14 protein-coding genes are annotated in these 16,036 nt (G+C 71.7%); 9 read left to right on the top strand and 5 right to left on the bottom strand.

The annotated features are described in order from the left end of the window. Positions 1–5: 5 nt before the first annotated feature. From IE271_RS04730 to IE271_RS04715, 4 genes are read left to right on the top strand one after another with little or no spacing between them, the layout of a single operon-like run. The gene (locus IE271_RS04730) at positions 6–251 is read left to right on the top strand and encodes a hypothetical protein (RefSeq protein ID WP_190189001.1); all 246 of its coding nucleotides are present in this window, start codon (positions 6–8) and stop codon (positions 249–251) included. Next, on the top strand, positions 248–856 hold the full coding sequence (locus IE271_RS04725; RefSeq protein ID WP_268256171.1) for a pilus assembly protein TadG-related protein: 609 nt from the start codon (positions 248–250) through the stop codon (positions 854–856). The genes IE271_RS04730 and IE271_RS04725 overlap by 4 nt, the downstream gene beginning before the upstream one ends. Before the next feature lie 15 nt (positions 857–871). Then, positions 872–1,471, top strand: coding sequence for a hypothetical protein (locus IE271_RS04720; RefSeq protein WP_190188987.1), 600 nt, complete (start codon positions 872–874; stop codon positions 1,469–1,471). A 2-nt stretch (positions 1,472–1,473) separates the two neighbouring features. Next, positions 1,474–2,133 carry an OmpA family protein gene (locus tag IE271_RS04715; RefSeq protein ID WP_190188866.1) on the top strand — a complete coding sequence of 220 codons (660 nt, stop codon included), beginning with the start codon at positions 1,474–1,476 and terminating at the stop codon, positions 2,131–2,133. 320 nt (positions 2,134–2,453) lie between these two features. Here the strand turns inward: IE271_RS04715 and IE271_RS04710 are convergent, their stop codons facing one another. Together IE271_RS04710 and mgrA are read right to left on the bottom strand one after the other, a co-directional pair. Next, entirely contained in the window at positions 2,454–2,789 is a 336-nt protein-coding gene (locus IE271_RS04710) for a DUF192 domain-containing protein (RefSeq protein WP_229919116.1), read from the bottom strand. Between the two features lie 412 nt (positions 2,790–3,201). Then, entirely contained in the window at positions 3,202–4,242 is a 1,041-nt protein-coding gene (mgrA, locus tag IE271_RS04705) for an L-glyceraldehyde 3-phosphate reductase (RefSeq protein WP_190188865.1), read from the bottom strand. A gap of 183 nt (positions 4,243–4,425) precedes the next feature. Here mgrA and IE271_RS04700 point away from each other — a divergent pair, with 183 nt between their 5' ends. The 4 genes from IE271_RS04700 (at position 4,426) to IE271_RS04685 (ending at position 9,468) form a co-directional block, all read left to right on the top strand. Further along, the gene (locus tag IE271_RS04700; protein ID WP_190188864.1) at positions 4,426–5,199 is read left to right on the top strand and encodes an isoprenyl transferase; all 774 of its coding nucleotides are present in this window, start codon (positions 4,426–4,428) and stop codon (positions 5,197–5,199) included. Between the two features lie 308 nt (positions 5,200–5,507). After that, positions 5,508–6,833: an RNA 5'-3' helicase PhoH2 gene (gene phoH2, locus IE271_RS04695; RefSeq protein WP_190188863.1), complete on the top strand. Its 1,326-nt coding sequence runs from the start codon at positions 5,508–5,510 to the stop codon at positions 6,831–6,833. A 425-nt stretch (positions 6,834–7,258) separates the two neighbouring features. Further along, entirely contained in the window at positions 7,259–7,963 is a 705-nt protein-coding gene (locus IE271_RS04690) for an aggregation-promoting factor C-terminal-like domain-containing protein (RefSeq protein ID WP_491591086.1), read from the top strand. Between the two features lie 146 nt (positions 7,964–8,109). Beyond that, positions 8,110–9,468, top strand: a complete 1,359-nt coding sequence (locus IE271_RS04685; RefSeq protein ID WP_190188861.1) for an AI-2E family transporter — start codon at positions 8,110–8,112, stop codon at positions 9,466–9,468. An 88-nt stretch (positions 9,469–9,556) separates the two neighbouring features. Here IE271_RS04685 and IE271_RS04680 read toward each other — a convergent pair whose 3' ends face one another. Both IE271_RS04680 and IE271_RS04675 read right to left on the bottom strand, forming a co-directional pair. After that, positions 9,557–9,802 (bottom strand): type II toxin-antitoxin system antitoxin, encoded by a 246-nt coding sequence (locus IE271_RS04680; RefSeq protein WP_190188860.1) that lies wholly within the window; start codon positions 9,800–9,802, stop codon positions 9,557–9,559. Next, positions 9,799–10,764 carry an SPFH domain-containing protein gene (locus IE271_RS04675; protein WP_190188859.1) on the bottom strand — a complete coding sequence of 322 codons (966 nt, stop codon included), beginning with the start codon at positions 10,762–10,764 and terminating at the stop codon, positions 9,799–9,801. Before IE271_RS04675 ends, IE271_RS04680 begins: the two co-directional genes overlap by 4 nt. Positions 10,765–11,087: 323 nt before the next feature. Here IE271_RS04675 and IE271_RS04670 point away from each other — a divergent pair, with 323 nt between their 5' ends. Further along, positions 11,088–13,379 carry a transglycosylase domain-containing protein gene (locus tag IE271_RS04670; RefSeq protein ID WP_190188858.1) on the top strand — a complete coding sequence of 764 codons (2,292 nt, stop codon included), beginning with the start codon at positions 11,088–11,090 and terminating at the stop codon, positions 13,377–13,379. 221 nt (positions 13,380–13,600) lie between these two features. Here IE271_RS04670 and IE271_RS04665 read toward each other — a convergent pair whose 3' ends face one another. Then, on the bottom strand, positions 13,601–15,697 hold the full coding sequence (locus tag IE271_RS04665) for an ATP-binding SpoIIE family protein phosphatase (protein WP_373308709.1): 2,097 nt from the start codon (positions 15,695–15,697) through the stop codon (positions 13,601–13,603). Positions 15,698–16,036 lie beyond the last annotated feature (339 nt).

Genomic DNA, 16,036 nt, shown 5'->3' with positions numbered 1-16,036 from the left:
ATGCCATGGCGGCGAAGGACTGGACGCTGAAGGCGACGGTCGAGGCGGAGCGCGCGCTCGGCACCTGGGCACGGACGGTCTCCGCCCGCATGCGGGGCCGGGAGCGGGACGCCGGGGCCGGGTTCGTGGAGTACGCGGGCCTGATGATCCTGATCGCGGGGATCTTTACGCTCATCGATCAACTGGGGTTGGACGGTCTGATCTCCGGGGCGATCGGCGATGCGGTGAACGACGTTATCGGCGGTGGCTGAGCGGTAGCTGTCTGCACAGCGACAAAGGGCAGACTCTCCCGATCTACATCTGGCTGACGGGGATTCTGCTCTTCGCCGCGTTCGCCTTCTTCGCCTTCGCCCAGGCGGCGTCCGCGCGGAACGGCGCCCAGTCCGCGGCGGACGCCGCGGCGCTGGCGGCCGCGCAGGACGCCAGGGACGAACTGCTGGACGGTCTCGTCGAGGCGATGGGCCAGGACGAGGACTGGCTGGACTGGCTGGATGGTGATCTTGCACAGGGCGCCGGAGCCACAGCCGCTGCGCAGCAGTTGGCCGCCGAGAACGACGCCACGCTGCAGGGCGGGGCCGTGCCCACCGAGGTGAACGGCTATCCCGGTTACGAAGTGGCCGTGCGGACCAACTACACGGTGGGCGAATCGGTCATCCCGGGAACTGAAGGCATGCATGCGAACGCGCATGCCACGGCGGTCATCCAACCGCGCTGCGATATCGGTCCGGATGTGGGTCCCGAGAAAGCCGTTGAACTGGATTGCGACGGCGAGATCGTGGACATCGACCCTGAAAATTTCGAACTCGATGACCTACCTGACGCATCCGTGCTGTTCTCTGTGCATCTGGCCGAGTGAAAGGAAGCCGTGCTGATGAACGTTCGGCACACCATGAAAGGCCGCACGGTACTGACCGCGGTGGCGATCGCGACTGGGCTGGTCTTCACGGTGGCCGGCTGCGGTGGAAGCGATGACGACGGTAAATCCTCCGCACCGTCGAATTCGGCGAGTGCTGAGGAAAGCAGCGAGAAGAGCGACGGGAAGGGCAATGAGGAATCGTCCTCCACATCCTCCGAGCCGCTTGCGACTGCGAAGGACGGCGACATCACGGTCACCGTCACATCCGCCAAACGCGAGGCCGGAGGATTCATTACCGTCTCCGGCAGTGTGAGGAACGACGGCAACCGCTCATGGTTGGGCGCGAATTGGGCCAGTGACGAGAGGGAACTGCGGTCCAACGGAGGTTCGTTGTCCGGGGCCAGCCTGGTCGACAACAAGGGTAAGAAGAAGTACCTCATTCTCCGGGACACGTCCGGTCGGTGCCTGTGCACCAAATTCAGTGGTCAGATCAGCCCTGGTGCATCGGCGGACTGGTATGCCCAGTTCCCCGCCCCGCCCGAGGGGACGACCCAGGTCGACTTCCAGGTCGGCTCCATGCCGCCCGCCTCCATCGAGATCTCCGAGGGCGAGTGACCATGTCCTCCACCACCCGCCCCGCCGTGACCACCGTCACCGCCCTCGCCGTCCTGACGCTGGTCCTCGGCGTCCCGGCATACGCCGACGACGGCGAACCGAGTGCGCCGCCGGGCAGTACCACCACCTCCCCGCCCCCCGAGGTCGACGCCAACAGCCCCGGGCTGCAGCTCGCCGACGGGGCGACGCTCGCGCCCGCGAAGGTGCTGGACATCAAGTCGGTGGTGGAGGACCTCGGCGGCGAGGAGCGGCGCGAGGACACCAACCAGGACGTGAAGTTCGCGCTCCAGGCGGAGGTGCTGTTCCCCAAGGACAGCTCGAAGCTGAACCCGGAGGCGAAGGCGCGCATCGCGGCGATCGCGGAGGAGATCGAGGCGCAGAACGCGACCAACGTCCGCGTCTTCGGCTTCACCGACGACCTGGGCTCGTACGCGCACGGCCTGACCCTCTCCAAGAAGCGCGCGGAGGCGGTCCACGACCAGCTCGCCGCGGGCCTCGGCGGCGATGTCACCTTCGAGGTGCGCGGCTACAGCGAGGACTACCCGATCGCCGACAACTCCTCTGAGCAGGGCCGCCGCAAGAACCGCCGGGTGGAGGTGTCCTTCCCGCGCGGCTCCGGGCCGGACTCCGGCACGGAGCAGAGCCAGGGGCAGAGCCGGTAGAGCCGGTGAGGCCGTGAGGCGATGAAGGCGGCGGGGCGGCCGCCGTCGGCCGTGCCTTGGCGCCGGACCGGTGCGTCGGCGCCGTGGCGCCGTACGCGGTGCCGTGACCGGTTCCGCCGCCGGGGGTCCACGGACACGCGTGAGAAGCCTGTGGCGTGACGCGCACAGAGTTTCCACATCGTTACCGCGAACCGCTCGCTTCCGGAAGGCGGCCTGACATAAGTTCAGGGCCAAGGTGATTCGCGTGAGCAAAGCTGCGCGGGCGGTACCGCGCAGTGGAGGGGGCTGCGCGGTGCCCCGCCGAAGACTCCGGGGACGGCTCAACGGCCGAGCACGGTGACCCGTACACCCCGTTCGAGGCCCCAGCGCGCCATCGTCCCGGCCTCCGCCTCCAGGACGTGCCGGGCCCGCGGGCGCGGCAGCCCGATCCGGCCGGGCCGCATCGTCCGCACGTCCAGGACCTGGAAGGCGCGGTCCAGGTGGGCCACGTCGACCGCGAACCGCATCCCCAGCGTGTGCACCGCGTGCGCGGGGGACAGCAGGAGCGCCCCGTCGACGCCGTCCCGTCCGAGCAGCCCGCGCCGCCGGGCCCGGCCGGACTTCGCGATCTCCAGCGGCACCGGCCCGGCGTACCCGGGAACCACAAGCATGGCCATGGCTGCGAAGTTAGCGCCGGCGTCAAGCCCGTGTGCGTGCGTCCCCCGTGTGGAGGGCATCGGCGATGCCATGTCGCGGACCTCACAGGAAACCGGCAGAAGTGAACGAATCTCATGTTTCTGGCGTCGTTTCCTGTGGATATGGCCCTTTTCTGGCCATGATCGCGACGCGGTGAAGGGTCTGGAAGTCTCAGCCCGCCGTCGTCGGGTGACTCCGGAGAGTAATTCCGGGGCGCCGATGCACGCAGCATCACTTACGAAGGGTTATGGTGGAAACCCCCCCTCGGGCCGGTCCGTCTCCCCCCCACGGACCGGCCCGTTTTTTCGTCCGCGCCCGGACGGCCCGTCCGGACCCGTCCCGGCCCGCCCGGCGGACCGGACGGAACCGGGCGGGCCGGGCGCGCGGAGCGGGTCAGCGGCGGTTGGCCCAGATGTTCGTCCCCGGTGTCGACACGGCGTACCGGTCGATCTCCTTCAGCTCCTCCTCCGTGAGCCTCGGCGCCGAGAGCGCCGCCACGTTCTCCTCCAGCTGGGCGACGCTGGACGCGCCGATCAGCGCCGAGGTCATACGCGGGTCGCGCAGCACCCAGGTCAGCGCCAGCTGGGCGAGCGACTGGCCGCGGCCGGCCGCGATCTCGTTCAGCCCGGCGAGCCGGCGCACCACGTCGGCGTCGGCCGCGAGGCCCGGGTCCAGGGACTTGCCCTGCGCGGCCCGCGAGCCCTCCGGGATGCCCTTCAGGTACTTCGAGGTGAGCAGGCCCTGGGCCAGCGGCGCGAAGGAGATGCAGCCCATGCCGGCCGCCTCCAGCGTGTCCAGCAGCCCGTCGTCCTCGGTCCAGCGGTTGATCATCGAGTACGAGGGCTGGTGGATGAGCGGGCGCACGCCCATCTCCTCCAGCAGCCGCACCGCCTGCGCGGTCTGCTCGCTCGTGTAGGAGGAGACCCCCACGTACAGCGCCTTGCCCTGCCGCACGGCGGACGCCAGCGCGCCCATCGTCTCCTCCAGCGGGGTGTCCGGGTCGAAGCGGTGCGAGTAGAAGATGTCCACGTAGTCGACGCCCATCCGCTTCAGCGAGGCGTCCAGGGAGGACAGCAGGTACTTGCGCGAGCCCCACTCCCCGTACGGGCCGGGGTGCATCCGGTAGCCGGCCTTGGTCGACAGGACCAGCTCGTCCCGGTACGGCGCGAAGTCCTGCCGCAGCAGCTTGCCGAAGTTCAGCTCGGCGGAGCCGGGCGGCGGCCCGTAGTTGTTGGCCAGGTCGAAGTGGGTGACGCCGAGGTCGAAGGCGCGGCGCAGGATGGCCCGCTGGGAGGAGAGCGCGCGGTCGTCGCCGAAGTTGTGCCACAGGCCGAGCGAGACGGCCGGCAGCTTCAGCCCGCTGCGGCCGCTGCGCCGGTACTCCATCGCGTCGTAGCGGTCCGCGGAGGCGCGGTACACAGAGGTGTCGTTCATGGAAGTGAACCTATGTCAGGTGCCCGGCACCCCTTTTCGGGGTGCCGGGGCGCACGGGGGTAGGCTTCGCCCCCTGGGGACCGCCATACGGACAGGGGCGGCGCCGGGCGAGGAAACGCTCCCGCGCCCCCGCGGCCGTTCGGGCCGCGCCTGTCCGAATCCGCACGGAGGGGCTGACTACACGTGAACCTGCGCGACAACCTGCGCCGTCTGCTGGTCAGGTTCTATGCACGCAGGGTGGAGGGCCACCTCGACCACGCCCAGGTGCCCAAGCACATCGGCGTGATCATGGACGGCAACCGGCGCTGGGCGAAGGCGGCCGGCAGCACCACCGCCCAGGGCCACCGGGCCGGGGCGGACAAGATCGAGGAGTTCCTCGGCTGGTGCGCGGAGACCGACGTCGAGGTCGTCACCCTCTGGCTGCTGTCCACGGACAACTTCGACCGGCCGCAGGAGGAGCTCGTCCCGCTCCTCGGCATCATCGAGAACGTCGTCACCTCCCTGGCCGCCGACGGCCGCTGGCGCGTGCACCACGTGGGCACCATGGACCTGCTGCCCGCGGGGATGCAGACCGTGCTGAAGGAGGCCGAGGAGTCCACCGCGCACGTCGACGGGATACTGGTCAACGTCGCCATCGGCTACGGAGGCCGCCAGGAGATCGCCGACGCCGTGCGCTCCATGGTCCTCGAGGCCGCCGACAGGGGGACCTCGCTGGAGGACCTGGCCGAGGCGGTCGACGTGGACCTCATCGGCAAGCACCTCTACACCCGCGAGCAGCCCGACCCCGACCTCGTCATCCGCACCAGCGGCGAGCAGCGGCTGTCCGGCTTCATGCTGTGGCAGACCGCCCATTCGGAGTACTACTTCTGCGAGGTCTTCTGGCCGGCCTTCCGCAAGGTCGACTTCCTGCGCGCGATGCGCGACTACGCCGCCCGCCACCGGCGTTACGGGGGCTGACCCCCCGTTCCGGGAGGTTCCCGGAGGGACGCGCGTCATCAGGAGTTAACGAACGCGCCGTCCTGTGCCTCGGCATGGCAGCGCGTGTTCGAGGGAATGAACCCTCCAGGTCGACACCCGACCCACGGGTGTCGTATCTCAGCGGACGGCACGGGGCCGTCCGCCCGGGAGGCCCTTTGCACCAGCCCGATCGTGCGGTCCGCACGGACGAGACGGAGGGCCGGCGCTCGGCCCGCGCAGCGGGGCCCGAGAACCGGTCCAGTTCCTTCCGTCGCTCCCCGACCTCATCCGAGGGGGTACGTCCTTCCGTGGTGACCAGCACAAAGCGCCACAAGTCAGACCGGCGCACCTATGTTCTCGACACCAGCGTCCTGCTGGCCGATCCAGGCGCCCTCAACCGCTTCGACGAGCACGAGGTCGTGCTCCCGATCGTCGTGGTCACGGAGCTGGAGGCCAAGCGGCACCATCCCGAACTCGGCTACTTCGCCCGGCAGGCCCTGCGCCTGCTCGACGACTACCGGGTCCGCTACGGCCGCCTGGACACCCCCATCCCGATCGGCGATCTCGGCGGGACCGTGCGTGTCGAGCTCAACCACTCGGACCCCAGCGTGCTGCCCAGCGGCTACCGCCTGGGGGACAACGACTCCCGCATCCTCGCGGTCGCCCGCAACCTGCAGGCCGAGGGGTTCGACGTCACGGTCGTGTCGAAGGACCTGCCCCTGCGGATCAAGGCGTCCTCGGTGGGCCTGCTCGCCGAGGAGTACCGCGCCGAGCTCGCCATCACGGACTCCTCCGGCTGGACCGGCATGTCCGAACTGACCCTGCCGGGCGAACAGGTCGACGTCCTCTTCGAGGAGGGGCACGTCCACGTCCCCGAGGCCGCCGACCTGCCCGTGCACACGGGCCTGACGATCCAGTCCGAGCGAGGCAGGGCCCTGGGCCGCGTCACGCCCGAGGGCGACGTCCGGCTGGTGCGCGGCGACCGGGAGGCGTTCGGCGTCAAGGGCCGCAGCGCCGAGCAGCGCATCGCGCTCGACCTGCTGCTCGACCCGGACGTCGGGATCGTGTCGATGGGCGGCCGGGCCGGCACCGGCAAGTCCGCGCTCGCGCTCTGCGCCGGTCTGGAGGCCGTCCTGGAGCGGCGCCAGCACGAGAAGGTGATGGTCTTCCGGCCGCTGTACGCGGTGGGCGGACAGGAGCTGGGCTATCTGCCCGGTACCGAGGCCGAGAAGATGAGCCCCTGGGCGCAGGCGGTCTTCGACACGCTGTCCGCGATCACCAGTCGCGAGGTCATCGAGGAGGTCACCGCCCGCGGGATGCTGGAGGTGCTGCCGCTCACGCACATCCGCGGCCGGTCCCTGCACGACGCGTTCGTGATCGTGGACGAGGCCCAGTCGCTGGAGCGGAACGTCCTGCTGACCGTGCTGTCCCGGATCGGCTCCAACTCCCGGGTGGTCCTCACCCACGACGTGGCGCAGCGGGACAACCTGCGGGTGGGCCGGTACGACGGCGTGGTGGCCGTGGTGGAGAAGCTGAAGGGGCACCCCCTCTTCGCGCACGTCACGCTCAACCGGTCCGAGCGGTCGCAGATCGCGGCCCTGGTGACCGAAATGCTGGAGGACGGGCAGATCTAGCGGCTTCCGTCCGGCGCTCACGAGGAGAGTGACGGCCCGTCCGTCGGCGCCGTCCGGCAAAAGGCGAAGAGCCTAGCCGGACGGCGCTTCGCTGCGCGCGCCTTTCCGGAAAAGTTGAGGGAGAAACGAGGTGTGAGCTTTCACACGCAACGCAGAATTGCTTCACGGTGTCCCGCTACGGCAGAGTCTCGTTCCTGTCAGGCCCCGCATGCGACACAGCCGTACCCCCAGCGGTACAGCGCAGCACAAGCATCAGAACTCCATAGAGCCGTCGCATGCCGCCCGAGCACCACGAGCCTCTTCCCCCGCGGAAGTCGCCCACCGGGCCCGTGCCTCCTGTGACCCGTCAGGTGGAGGCCAGCGTCAAGGGGCACGATCGCGTCCGCGAGGGTCACCTGTAGCGGGCGATGCTGGAAGGAAACCGTGTGAGCCGGATTTCGGTCCGGGGATTCGCAGTGGCCTCGGCCACCGCGGTCACCACTGTCGGCGCCATCACCGGCGTTGCCTCGGGCAGCACCGGACAGCCGTCGAACGACGCCGAGGCACTGGCGAACGAGGCGACCCTGCTCGCCGACATCCCGGCGGGCCAGCAGGCCCAGGTGCAGACCGCCTCGCTGACGCAGCAGGCGGACGCCCAGGCCATCGCCGCCGACGCCAGCGCCAAGAAGGACGCCGAGGAGGCCGCGCGCAAGCAGGCGGCCGAGGACGCCATCGCCAAGCAGAAGGCCGCCGAGGAGGCCGAGCGCAAGGCGAAGGAGCGCGAGAAGGAAGAGGCCGAGACCAAGGCCAGCCGCTCGGCGACCCGTGACGCGACCAGCTTCTCGGTCCAGAGCTCCTACAGCGTCGCGCAGATCCAGGCGATGGCCCGTCAGATGGTCCCGAGCGCCCAGTTCCAGTGCTTCAGCAACATCGTGAACCACGAGTCCAGCTGGAACTACAAGGCGGTCAACGCCTCCTCCGGCGCCTACGGTCTCTTCCAGGCGCTCCCCGCCTCCAAGTACTCGTCGGCCGGCTCCGACTGGCAGACCAACCCCGCCACCCAGATCAAGTGGGGCCTCAGCTACATGGACGGCCGCTACGGCAGCCCCTGCGAGGCCTGGGCGTTCTGGCAGGCCAACCACTGGTACTGAGCCGGATCCCGCTCGGCGCCCGCTCAACCGCGCGAAGCCCCTCACCGTCCTAGGGTGAGGGGCTTCGGCCATGTACGGTCGGAGCCGCAGAGCTCGGCTCCCGGGGGAGGGGAGTGGTGGGGCGCAACGGGGGAAGAGGACGGATCATGTCGCGAGTGCCAGGGTGGATCGGCCGGTTCGGTGCCCGGCTGACCGAGGTGGGGAAGCGGTTGGACGAGCGCCGGGCGGAGGCGGAGGCCGAGGAGGACGACGGCCACGGTCCCGGCCATCCGCACGCGTCCCCCGACCAGGTTCCCGCGCCGCCCGCGTACGCGCCCGCCGTGGGCGCCCGCCCCGACCCCGCCCAGGCCGTGCCGTGGGGCGTCCGGGTCGCGGCCGAGGCCGGCTGGCGGCTGCTCGTCCTCGCGGGCACCGTCTGGGTGCTGATGCGGGTCATCAGCGCCGTCCAGCTCGTCGTGCTCGCCTTCGTGTGCGCGCTGCTCGTCACCGCGCTGCTGCAGCCCACCGTGGCCCGGCTCGCGCGCCACGGAGTGCCGCGCGGCCTGGCCACCGCGCTCACCGCGATCCTCGGCTTCGTCGTGATCGGCCTGATGGGCTGGTTCGTGACCTGGCAGATCATGGAGAACCTCGACAACCTCTCCGGCCAGGTCCAGAACGGCATCGAGGAGCTGCGCGGATGGCTCCTCAACAGCCCGTTCCACGTCACGGACAAGCAGATCAACGAGATCGCCAACAACCTGCGCGACGCGGTCGGCGCCAACACCGACCAGATCACCTCCGCGGGCCTGGCGGGCGTCACGGTCGTCGTCGAGGCGCTCACCGGCATCCTGCTGGCGATGTTCTCGACGCTGTTCCTGCTCTACGACGGCAAGCGCATCTGGCAGTGGACCCTCAAGCTCGTCCCCGCCGCCGCCCGGCCCGGCGTCGCCGGCGCGGGCCCGCGGGCGTGGCGGACGCTGACCGCGTACGTGCGCGGCACGGTGATAGTGGCCCTCATCGACGCCGTCTTCATCGGCCTCGGCATCTACTTCCTCGACGTGCCGATGGCCGTGCCGCTGGCCGTCCTCATCTTCCTGTTCGCGTTCGTCCCGCTGGTCGGCGCGGTGGTGTCCGGCGCCCTCGCCGTACTCGTGGCGCTGGTGACCCAGGGCGTCTTCACCGCGGTCTTCACGCTCGCGGTGGTGCTCGCGGTGCAGCAGATCGAGGGCCACATCCTGCAGCCGTTCATCCTGGGCCGGGCCGTGCGGGTGCACCCGCTGGCCGTCGTCCTCGCGGTCTCGGCGGGCGGGATGGTCGCGGGCATCGGCGGCGCCGTGGTGGCCGTGCCGCTGGTCGCCGTGACCAACACCGTGGTCGGCTATCTGCACGCGTACTCCCACCGGACGGCGCTGCTGCAGTCGCCGCGGCCGCACGGCGCCACGGCGACGGCCGACGCGATCGTGCCGCCGTCCGCCGCGGCCGCCGCCGAGCCCTCCCCCGCGCCGGAGGCCGACGCGAGGCCGTGACGGCGCGGCGGCCCCGCTCCGTGCGCGCACGGCCGGTACGGGCAACGCCCCGCGCCCGGCGGGCCGCCCCTGCCCGGGCCCCGGCGGGCTACCCCTCGGGGTCCTCCCCCACCGGCGGGCGCCCCCGGCGGGGGATCGGGCCCGCGCCGCCGGGCAGCCGGCCCGACTCCGCGAGCGCGCGCCGCAGCAGGAACTCGATCTGCGCGTTGGCGGACCGCAACTCGTCCCCCGCCCAGCGGGCCAGCGCCTCGTAGACGAGCGGGTCGAGACGCAGCAGCACCTGCTTGCGCTGCTGCGGCCGCCGGCCGCGCGGGGCCTCCTCGGGCTCGGTCACTGGTAGAGAGAGCCCGTGTTCAGGACCGGCTGGGCGGCGCGGTCACCGCACAGCACCACCATCAGATTCGACACCATGGCCGCCTTCCGCTCCGAGTCCAGCTCGACGATGTCCCGCTCGGTGAGCCGGGCGAGCGCCGCCTCGACCATGCCGACGGCGCCGTCCACGATCTGGCGCCGCGCCGCCACGACCGCGCCCGCCTGCTGCCGCTGGAGCATCGCCGAGGCGATCTCGGGAGCGTACGCCAGGTGCGTGAAGCGCGACTCGATGATCTGCACGCCGGCGGCCTCGACGCGCGCGTGCAGCTCGACGGCGAGCTTCTCGGTGATCTCCTCCGCGTTGCCGCGCAGCGACAGGCCCTCCTCGTCGTGCGCGTCGTAGGGGTACTCGATCGCGATGTGCCGCACGGCCGCCTCGGTCTGCGTGGAGACGAACTCCAGGAAGTCGTCCACCTCGAAGGTCGCCTGTGCGGTGTCCTCGACCTTCCACACCACGACCGCGGCCAGCTCGATCGGGTTGCCGTAGGCGTCGTTGACCTTCAGGACGGCCGTCTCGTGGTTGCGCACCCGCGTCGAGATCTTCGTGCGCGAGGTGAGGGGGTTCACCCAGCGCAGGCCGTCCTGCCGGATCGTGCCCCGGTAGCGGCCGAAGAGCTGGACGACGCGGGCCTCGCCCGGCGCGACCGTGTTCAGCCCGCACATGGCGATGAAGGCCGCCAGCGCGACGAGGATGCCGAGGACGGTCAGCAGCGCCTTCACGCCGGTCGCGGAGACGGCGGTGGCGGCCGCGATCATGCCGGCGCCGGCCAGCAGTCCGACGAGGCCCAGCAGCAGGGCCAGCCCGCCGCCGATGCTGTGGGCGGCGAACTCGCGCACGCGCGGTGCGGGCATCTCCGGCACGTCGATGCCGGCCGAGGACTCGCGCGGCGGAACGTCCTGTGAGGTGGAGTCGTGCACGGACATGGTGGATCCCCGTTTCCGCCCGAACCGGTCCGGACCGGGAGGCCGGCCGTGTCCGGGGCTGTTGATTCTTCTAGCTCTTCACTAGCTAAGTGATATCACTTTAACGCATCGGGCAACCCTGGCAAGCCCCGGCTCGTCGGTTCCCGTAGGGGTGGGTGCTGATTCTCACGTCCGGAAAATGCGGGTTCGACCGGCCTGCGGCATAAGCGGCGGTGTTAGCTTTCCTAGCTGACCCGACCGACGAACCTGTGTGACACACGAGTACGGAGTGCCGAAGGCGGGCGCGCCCCCCGCGCGCCGACGAGAACGAGCGGAGCGGACCCATGGGACGAGCGGAAGAGAGACGGGCGCGGCAGCGCAGTGGCCGCCGCGCGGCGTTGAAGAGCTCGTCCGCAGGGAAGGGGCGCGGCATACGCCGCCTGTTCACCGTGAAGAAGATCCTCGGTACGTTCTTCGGCCTCTGCCTGCTGGGCATGGCCGCCTTCGTGGTGCTCTACCTCGTCGTCGGCGTGCCCGAGGGCAACGCGGCGGCGAAGATCCAGAGCAACGTCTACAAGTACGGCGACGGCACGATCCTCGCCCGCACGGGCAAGCTCAACCGCGAGATCGTCGACCTCGACGAGGTGCCCAAGGAGGTCCAGCGGACCTTCGTGGCCGCCGAGAACAAGACCTTCTACAAGGACGCCGGCGTCGACTTCAGGGGCACGGCCCGCGGCCTGCTGAACACCCTGTCCGGCAAGGGCAAGCAGGGCGGCTCGACGATCACCCAGCAGTACGTCAAGAACTACTACCTCGACCAGGACCAGACCGTCACGCGCAAGCTGAAGGAGCTGGTCATCTCCTTGAAGGTGGACCGCGAGAAGTCCAAGGACGACATCCTCGCGGGCTACATCAACACCAGCTACTACGGGCGCGGCGCCTACGGCATCCAGGCCGCGGCCCAGGCCTACTACCGGGTCGACGCCAAGGACCTGTCGGTGGAGCAGGGCGCCTACCTGGCCGCGCTGCTCCAGGCCCCGAGCCAGTACGACTGGGCGGTGGCGTCGGACACCGGCAAGAAGCTGGTCGAGGAGCGCTGGAACTACGTCCTCGACAACATGGTCGAGGAGGACTGGCTGAGCGCCTCCGAACGCGGGGAGATGACGTTCCCCGTACCGGAGGACCCCCAGGGCGCGCCGGGCCTCGAGGGCCAGACCGGCTACCTGGTGAACGCGGCGAACGCCGCCCTGCAGAAGCAGCTCGTCGCCCAGGGCAGCGCCTCCGACACGGAGGACGCCGAGGCGATGGTCGAGGCGGGCGGCTGGACCCTCACGCTCAACATCGACAAGAAGAAGCAGGCCGCGCTGGAGAAGTCCGTCAAGCGCACGCTCACCAGCAAGCTCGACCCGAAGAAGCGGGACGTCGACGCCGACGTCCAGGCCGGCGCCGTCTCCGTCGACCCGGAGACGGGCCGGGTGCTGGCGATGTACGGCGGCACGGACTACCTGAAGCACTTCTACAACAACGCCACCCGCGACGACTACCAGGCCGCCTCCACCTTCAAGCCGGTGGTCCTGGCCGCGGCCGTGGACGAGGGCGCCGAGACCCAGGACGGCGAGCCGATCACGGCGAGCACGGTCTACGACGGCGACAGCGAGCGCCCGGTCGTGGACGGCGGCCGCGAGGTCGGCTTCGCCCCGCCGAACGAGGACGACCAGAACTACGGCGACATCACCGTCCAGACGGCCATGAACAAGTCCGTCAACTCCGTCTTCGCGCAGATGGGCGTGGACGTGGGCATGGAGAAGGTCATGGAGGTCGCCGGCAGGCTGGGCATGGAGACCGAGGGCGTGCAGGCGGTGCCCGCGCAGACGCTCGGCTCCATGGGCGCGAGCCCGCTGGAGATGGCCGGCGTCTACGCGACCCTCGACAACCACGGCAAGAAGGTCACCCCGGCGATGCTGAAGGCGGCCGAGCACAAGGACCTGGAGGTCGAGCTGCCCGACCCGGTCGGCGAGCAGGTCATCAGCCGCGAGGCCGCCGACACGGTCACCTCGGTCCTCACCGGCGTGGTCGACGACGGCACGGCGCAGACCTCGGTGCGCGACAACCCCGCCCGCGGCGGGCAGCAGGTCGCCGGCAAGACCGGTACGTCCGACGAGAACAAGTCGGCCTGGTTCACCGGTTACACGCCGGACCTGGTCACCTCGGTCGGCCTGTTCGGCGAGGACGCCAAGACCGGCGACCAGGTCTCGCTGACGGGGGCCACGGGGCTGATCCCGGGCAGCGGGCGCATCAACGGCGGCGGCTACCCGGCCCAGATCTGGGCGGACTACACCTTCGGCGTGACGGACGGCGTCAGCGAGTTCGACCTGGACACCGTCCAGGGCGCGGCCGTCCAGCCGGTCGAGACGCCCACCGTCACCCAGGAGCCGACCGGGACGCCCACGTCGGAGGAGCCCACGTCGGCCCCGCCGACGAGCGAGGAGCCGACGTCCCAGGAGCCCACGGAGCCCACCGAGGAGCCCACGGACGAGGCGACCTCCTCCAGCAGCCCGAGCACGTCGCCCGGCCCGTCGTTCTCGGGCCGCCCCGTGGACCCGGAAGACGAGGAGTGGGACGACGAGGACGAGTGACCGGGCGGCGCACGCCGCACCGGCGAGGGCGCCCGGGACCGCTCGGTCCCGGACGCCCTCGTCCGTGATGCCGCCGGATGCCGCCGAAAGCCGTCGGCCCCGGTCGCGATCCGGCCGCCCGGGTCCTTGCCGGCGGCGCGCCGGTACCGCGGCGCGCGGTCCGGGACGGGGCGGGCGACGCCCCCCGGAAGCGGACGCGGGCCCTCCCGGCGGGCGCTCCCTCAGCCCCGGTTCAGCTCGAACCAGACCACCTTGCCCGTGCTCAGCCGCGTCGCGCCCCACCGTCTGGCCAGCCGGTTCACCAGGTACAGGCCGCGCCCGCCCTCGTCCGTGGCGCGCGCCTGGCGCAGCCGCGGCAGCTGCGGCACGTCGTCGCCGACCTCGCAGCGCAGCACCTCGGTGCGCAGCAGCCGCAGCGTCACCGGCCGTGTCGCGTACCGCACGGCGTTGGTCACGACCTCGCTGACCAGCAGCTCGACGGCGTCGGTCAGCTCCTCCATGTCCCAGCGGGCCAGGGCGCGGCGGGCCAGCCGCCGGGCCCGGCCGGGCGCGGAGTCCTCCGGCTCCAGGAACCAGTACGCCACGTCGCTGGGCGCGATCCCGTCGAAGCGGGCGGCGAGCAGCGCGATGTCGTCGTCCCGGTCGCCCGGGCCGAGCATGTCGAGCACCTCGTCGCACAAAGCCTCAAGGGGCGGCGGGTGGTCGGGGCCGGTCAGCTGCGCGGTCGCGGACAGCCGCTCGCGCAGTTGCTCTATGCCGGTCCACACGTCGCGCAGCCGCGACTCCACCAGACCGTCGGTGTAGAGCAGCAGCGTGGCCCCGGCCGGGGCGTCCAGCTCGACCGCCTCGAAGTCCACCCCGCCGACCCCGATGGGGGCGCCCGGCGGCACGCGCAGCACCTCGGCGCGCCCGCCCAGGTGGAGCAGCACCGGCGGCGGATGCCCGGCGTTGGCGATGGTGATGCGGTGCGAGACCGGGTCGTAGACGGCGTACAGGCAGGTCGCCATGCGGTCGCTGCCCAGGCGCTGGGCCTGCTCGTCGAGGTGGTGCAGCACCTCCTGCGGCGGCAGGTCGAGTCCGGCCAGGGTCTGCGCGGTGGTGCGCAGCTGCCCCATGATCGCGGCCGAGGTCATGGAGTGGCCCATGACGTCGCCGACGACGAGGGCGACCCGGCTGCCCGGCAGCGGGATCGCGTCGTACCAGTCGCCGCCCACCCGGGCCGTCTCGGCGGCCGGCAGATAGCGGCTCGCCAGCCGCACGCCGGTGGGGCGCGGCAGCGTCTCGGGCAGCATCGTGCGCTGCAGCTCGTCGGCGATGTACGCCTCGCGGCCGTACAGCACCGCCTTGTCGATGCCGAGCGCGCTGTGCGTGGCGAGCTGGGCCGCGACCAGCAGGTCGTCCGTCTCGAACGCGGGCCGCTCGGGGCCGCGCAGGAAGAGGGCCGCGCCGATGACGCGCCGGCGGCCGCGCAGCGGGGCCAGGATCGCGCGCTGCCCGCCGGGCACCGGCAGGTCGGCGCCGATCAGCTCGGGCAGCGCCGCCCGGGCGGCGGGCGCGTCCGCGAACACGGGCCGTACGCCGCGCAGCACCTCGGCCAGCGCGCCGCCGGGCCGCACCTCGCACAGCTCGGTGGTGGCCCCGAGGTCGGGCTCCACCGGCTGCGTCGCGGGCAGCAGGAACCCGTCGGTGTCACGGTCCTCCGGGATGTGGTCGGTGCGCCGCAGCCGCAGCACGACCGGGCCCGAGGGCCGCTCGTCGCCGACCGGCAGCGGGTCGCGCAGATAGACCAGGATCGCGTCCGAGAAGGTCGGCACGGTCGCCCGGCACAGCCCCATCACGATCTCGTCCAGGTCGATGCCGCGCGCGATGCGGCGGGTCGCGGCGCCGACGAAGCGGAGCCGGTCGCCGTCGCGGCGCATCGGCATCGGGGTGCCGGGCGCGGGGCCCCGGCCGGTGCGGCGGTCCGCGCCGCCGGACCCGGCGGCCGTGGGGGCGCCGCCGGGCCCGGCCGGGGCGACGTCCTCGGGCACGGGCCGCGGGCGGTGCGTGCCCGGCTCGCCCGCCGCGGGCTGGGAGTGCTCGGAGCCGGGGTCGCCGGCCGCAGCGGAGGCGTCCGCGCACGCGCGGGGGAGGCCGGCCGCCCGGTCGGTGCCCGCCGGGGGGCACGGCTCCGGTCCGCCCCCGGGCGCCGGCGCCGCGAGGCCCGGCGGCTGCGCCGTCTCCCGGCCGCGCAGGAGCGCCCCGCGCGGATCCGCGGGGGCGGGGGACCGGGCAGCGTCGGACCGGCCGTTCTCGTGGGAGATGGGGTGCTCCGTCACGCCTGTCGAATCCATCCGTCCGGGGCCGCGCGCCGTGCGTGCAGTTCGGCCCGCAGAAGACCGGATACCCGCAATGGCCGTGCCGGGAACGGAACCTCCGTGCGATCGGAGCCGGGCCCGGCCACCGGCGCGGGCGGCCCGGCCGGCCCTCTTCGAGCCGTACCGCTGTAGCCCTCGTACCCCTCGCTCACGTCCTGCCGCCCCTCGGTGACGTCGGGTCAGACCCGGTGCAGATGTGCTGTGGACTTCCGGTGCGCGTTCCGTCCGCCACACGGCCACCACGCCTCAACGCCGGTGCTGCGCACCGGTTCTGACATCGTTGCGGAGGACGATCCTACG

The organism is Streptomyces minutiscleroticus, assembly GCF_014650875.1.
GTDB lineage: Bacteria > Actinomycetota > Actinomycetes > Streptomycetales > Streptomycetaceae > Streptomyces > Streptomyces minutiscleroticus.
This window is presented reverse-complemented; position numbering and strand designations above follow the sequence as displayed.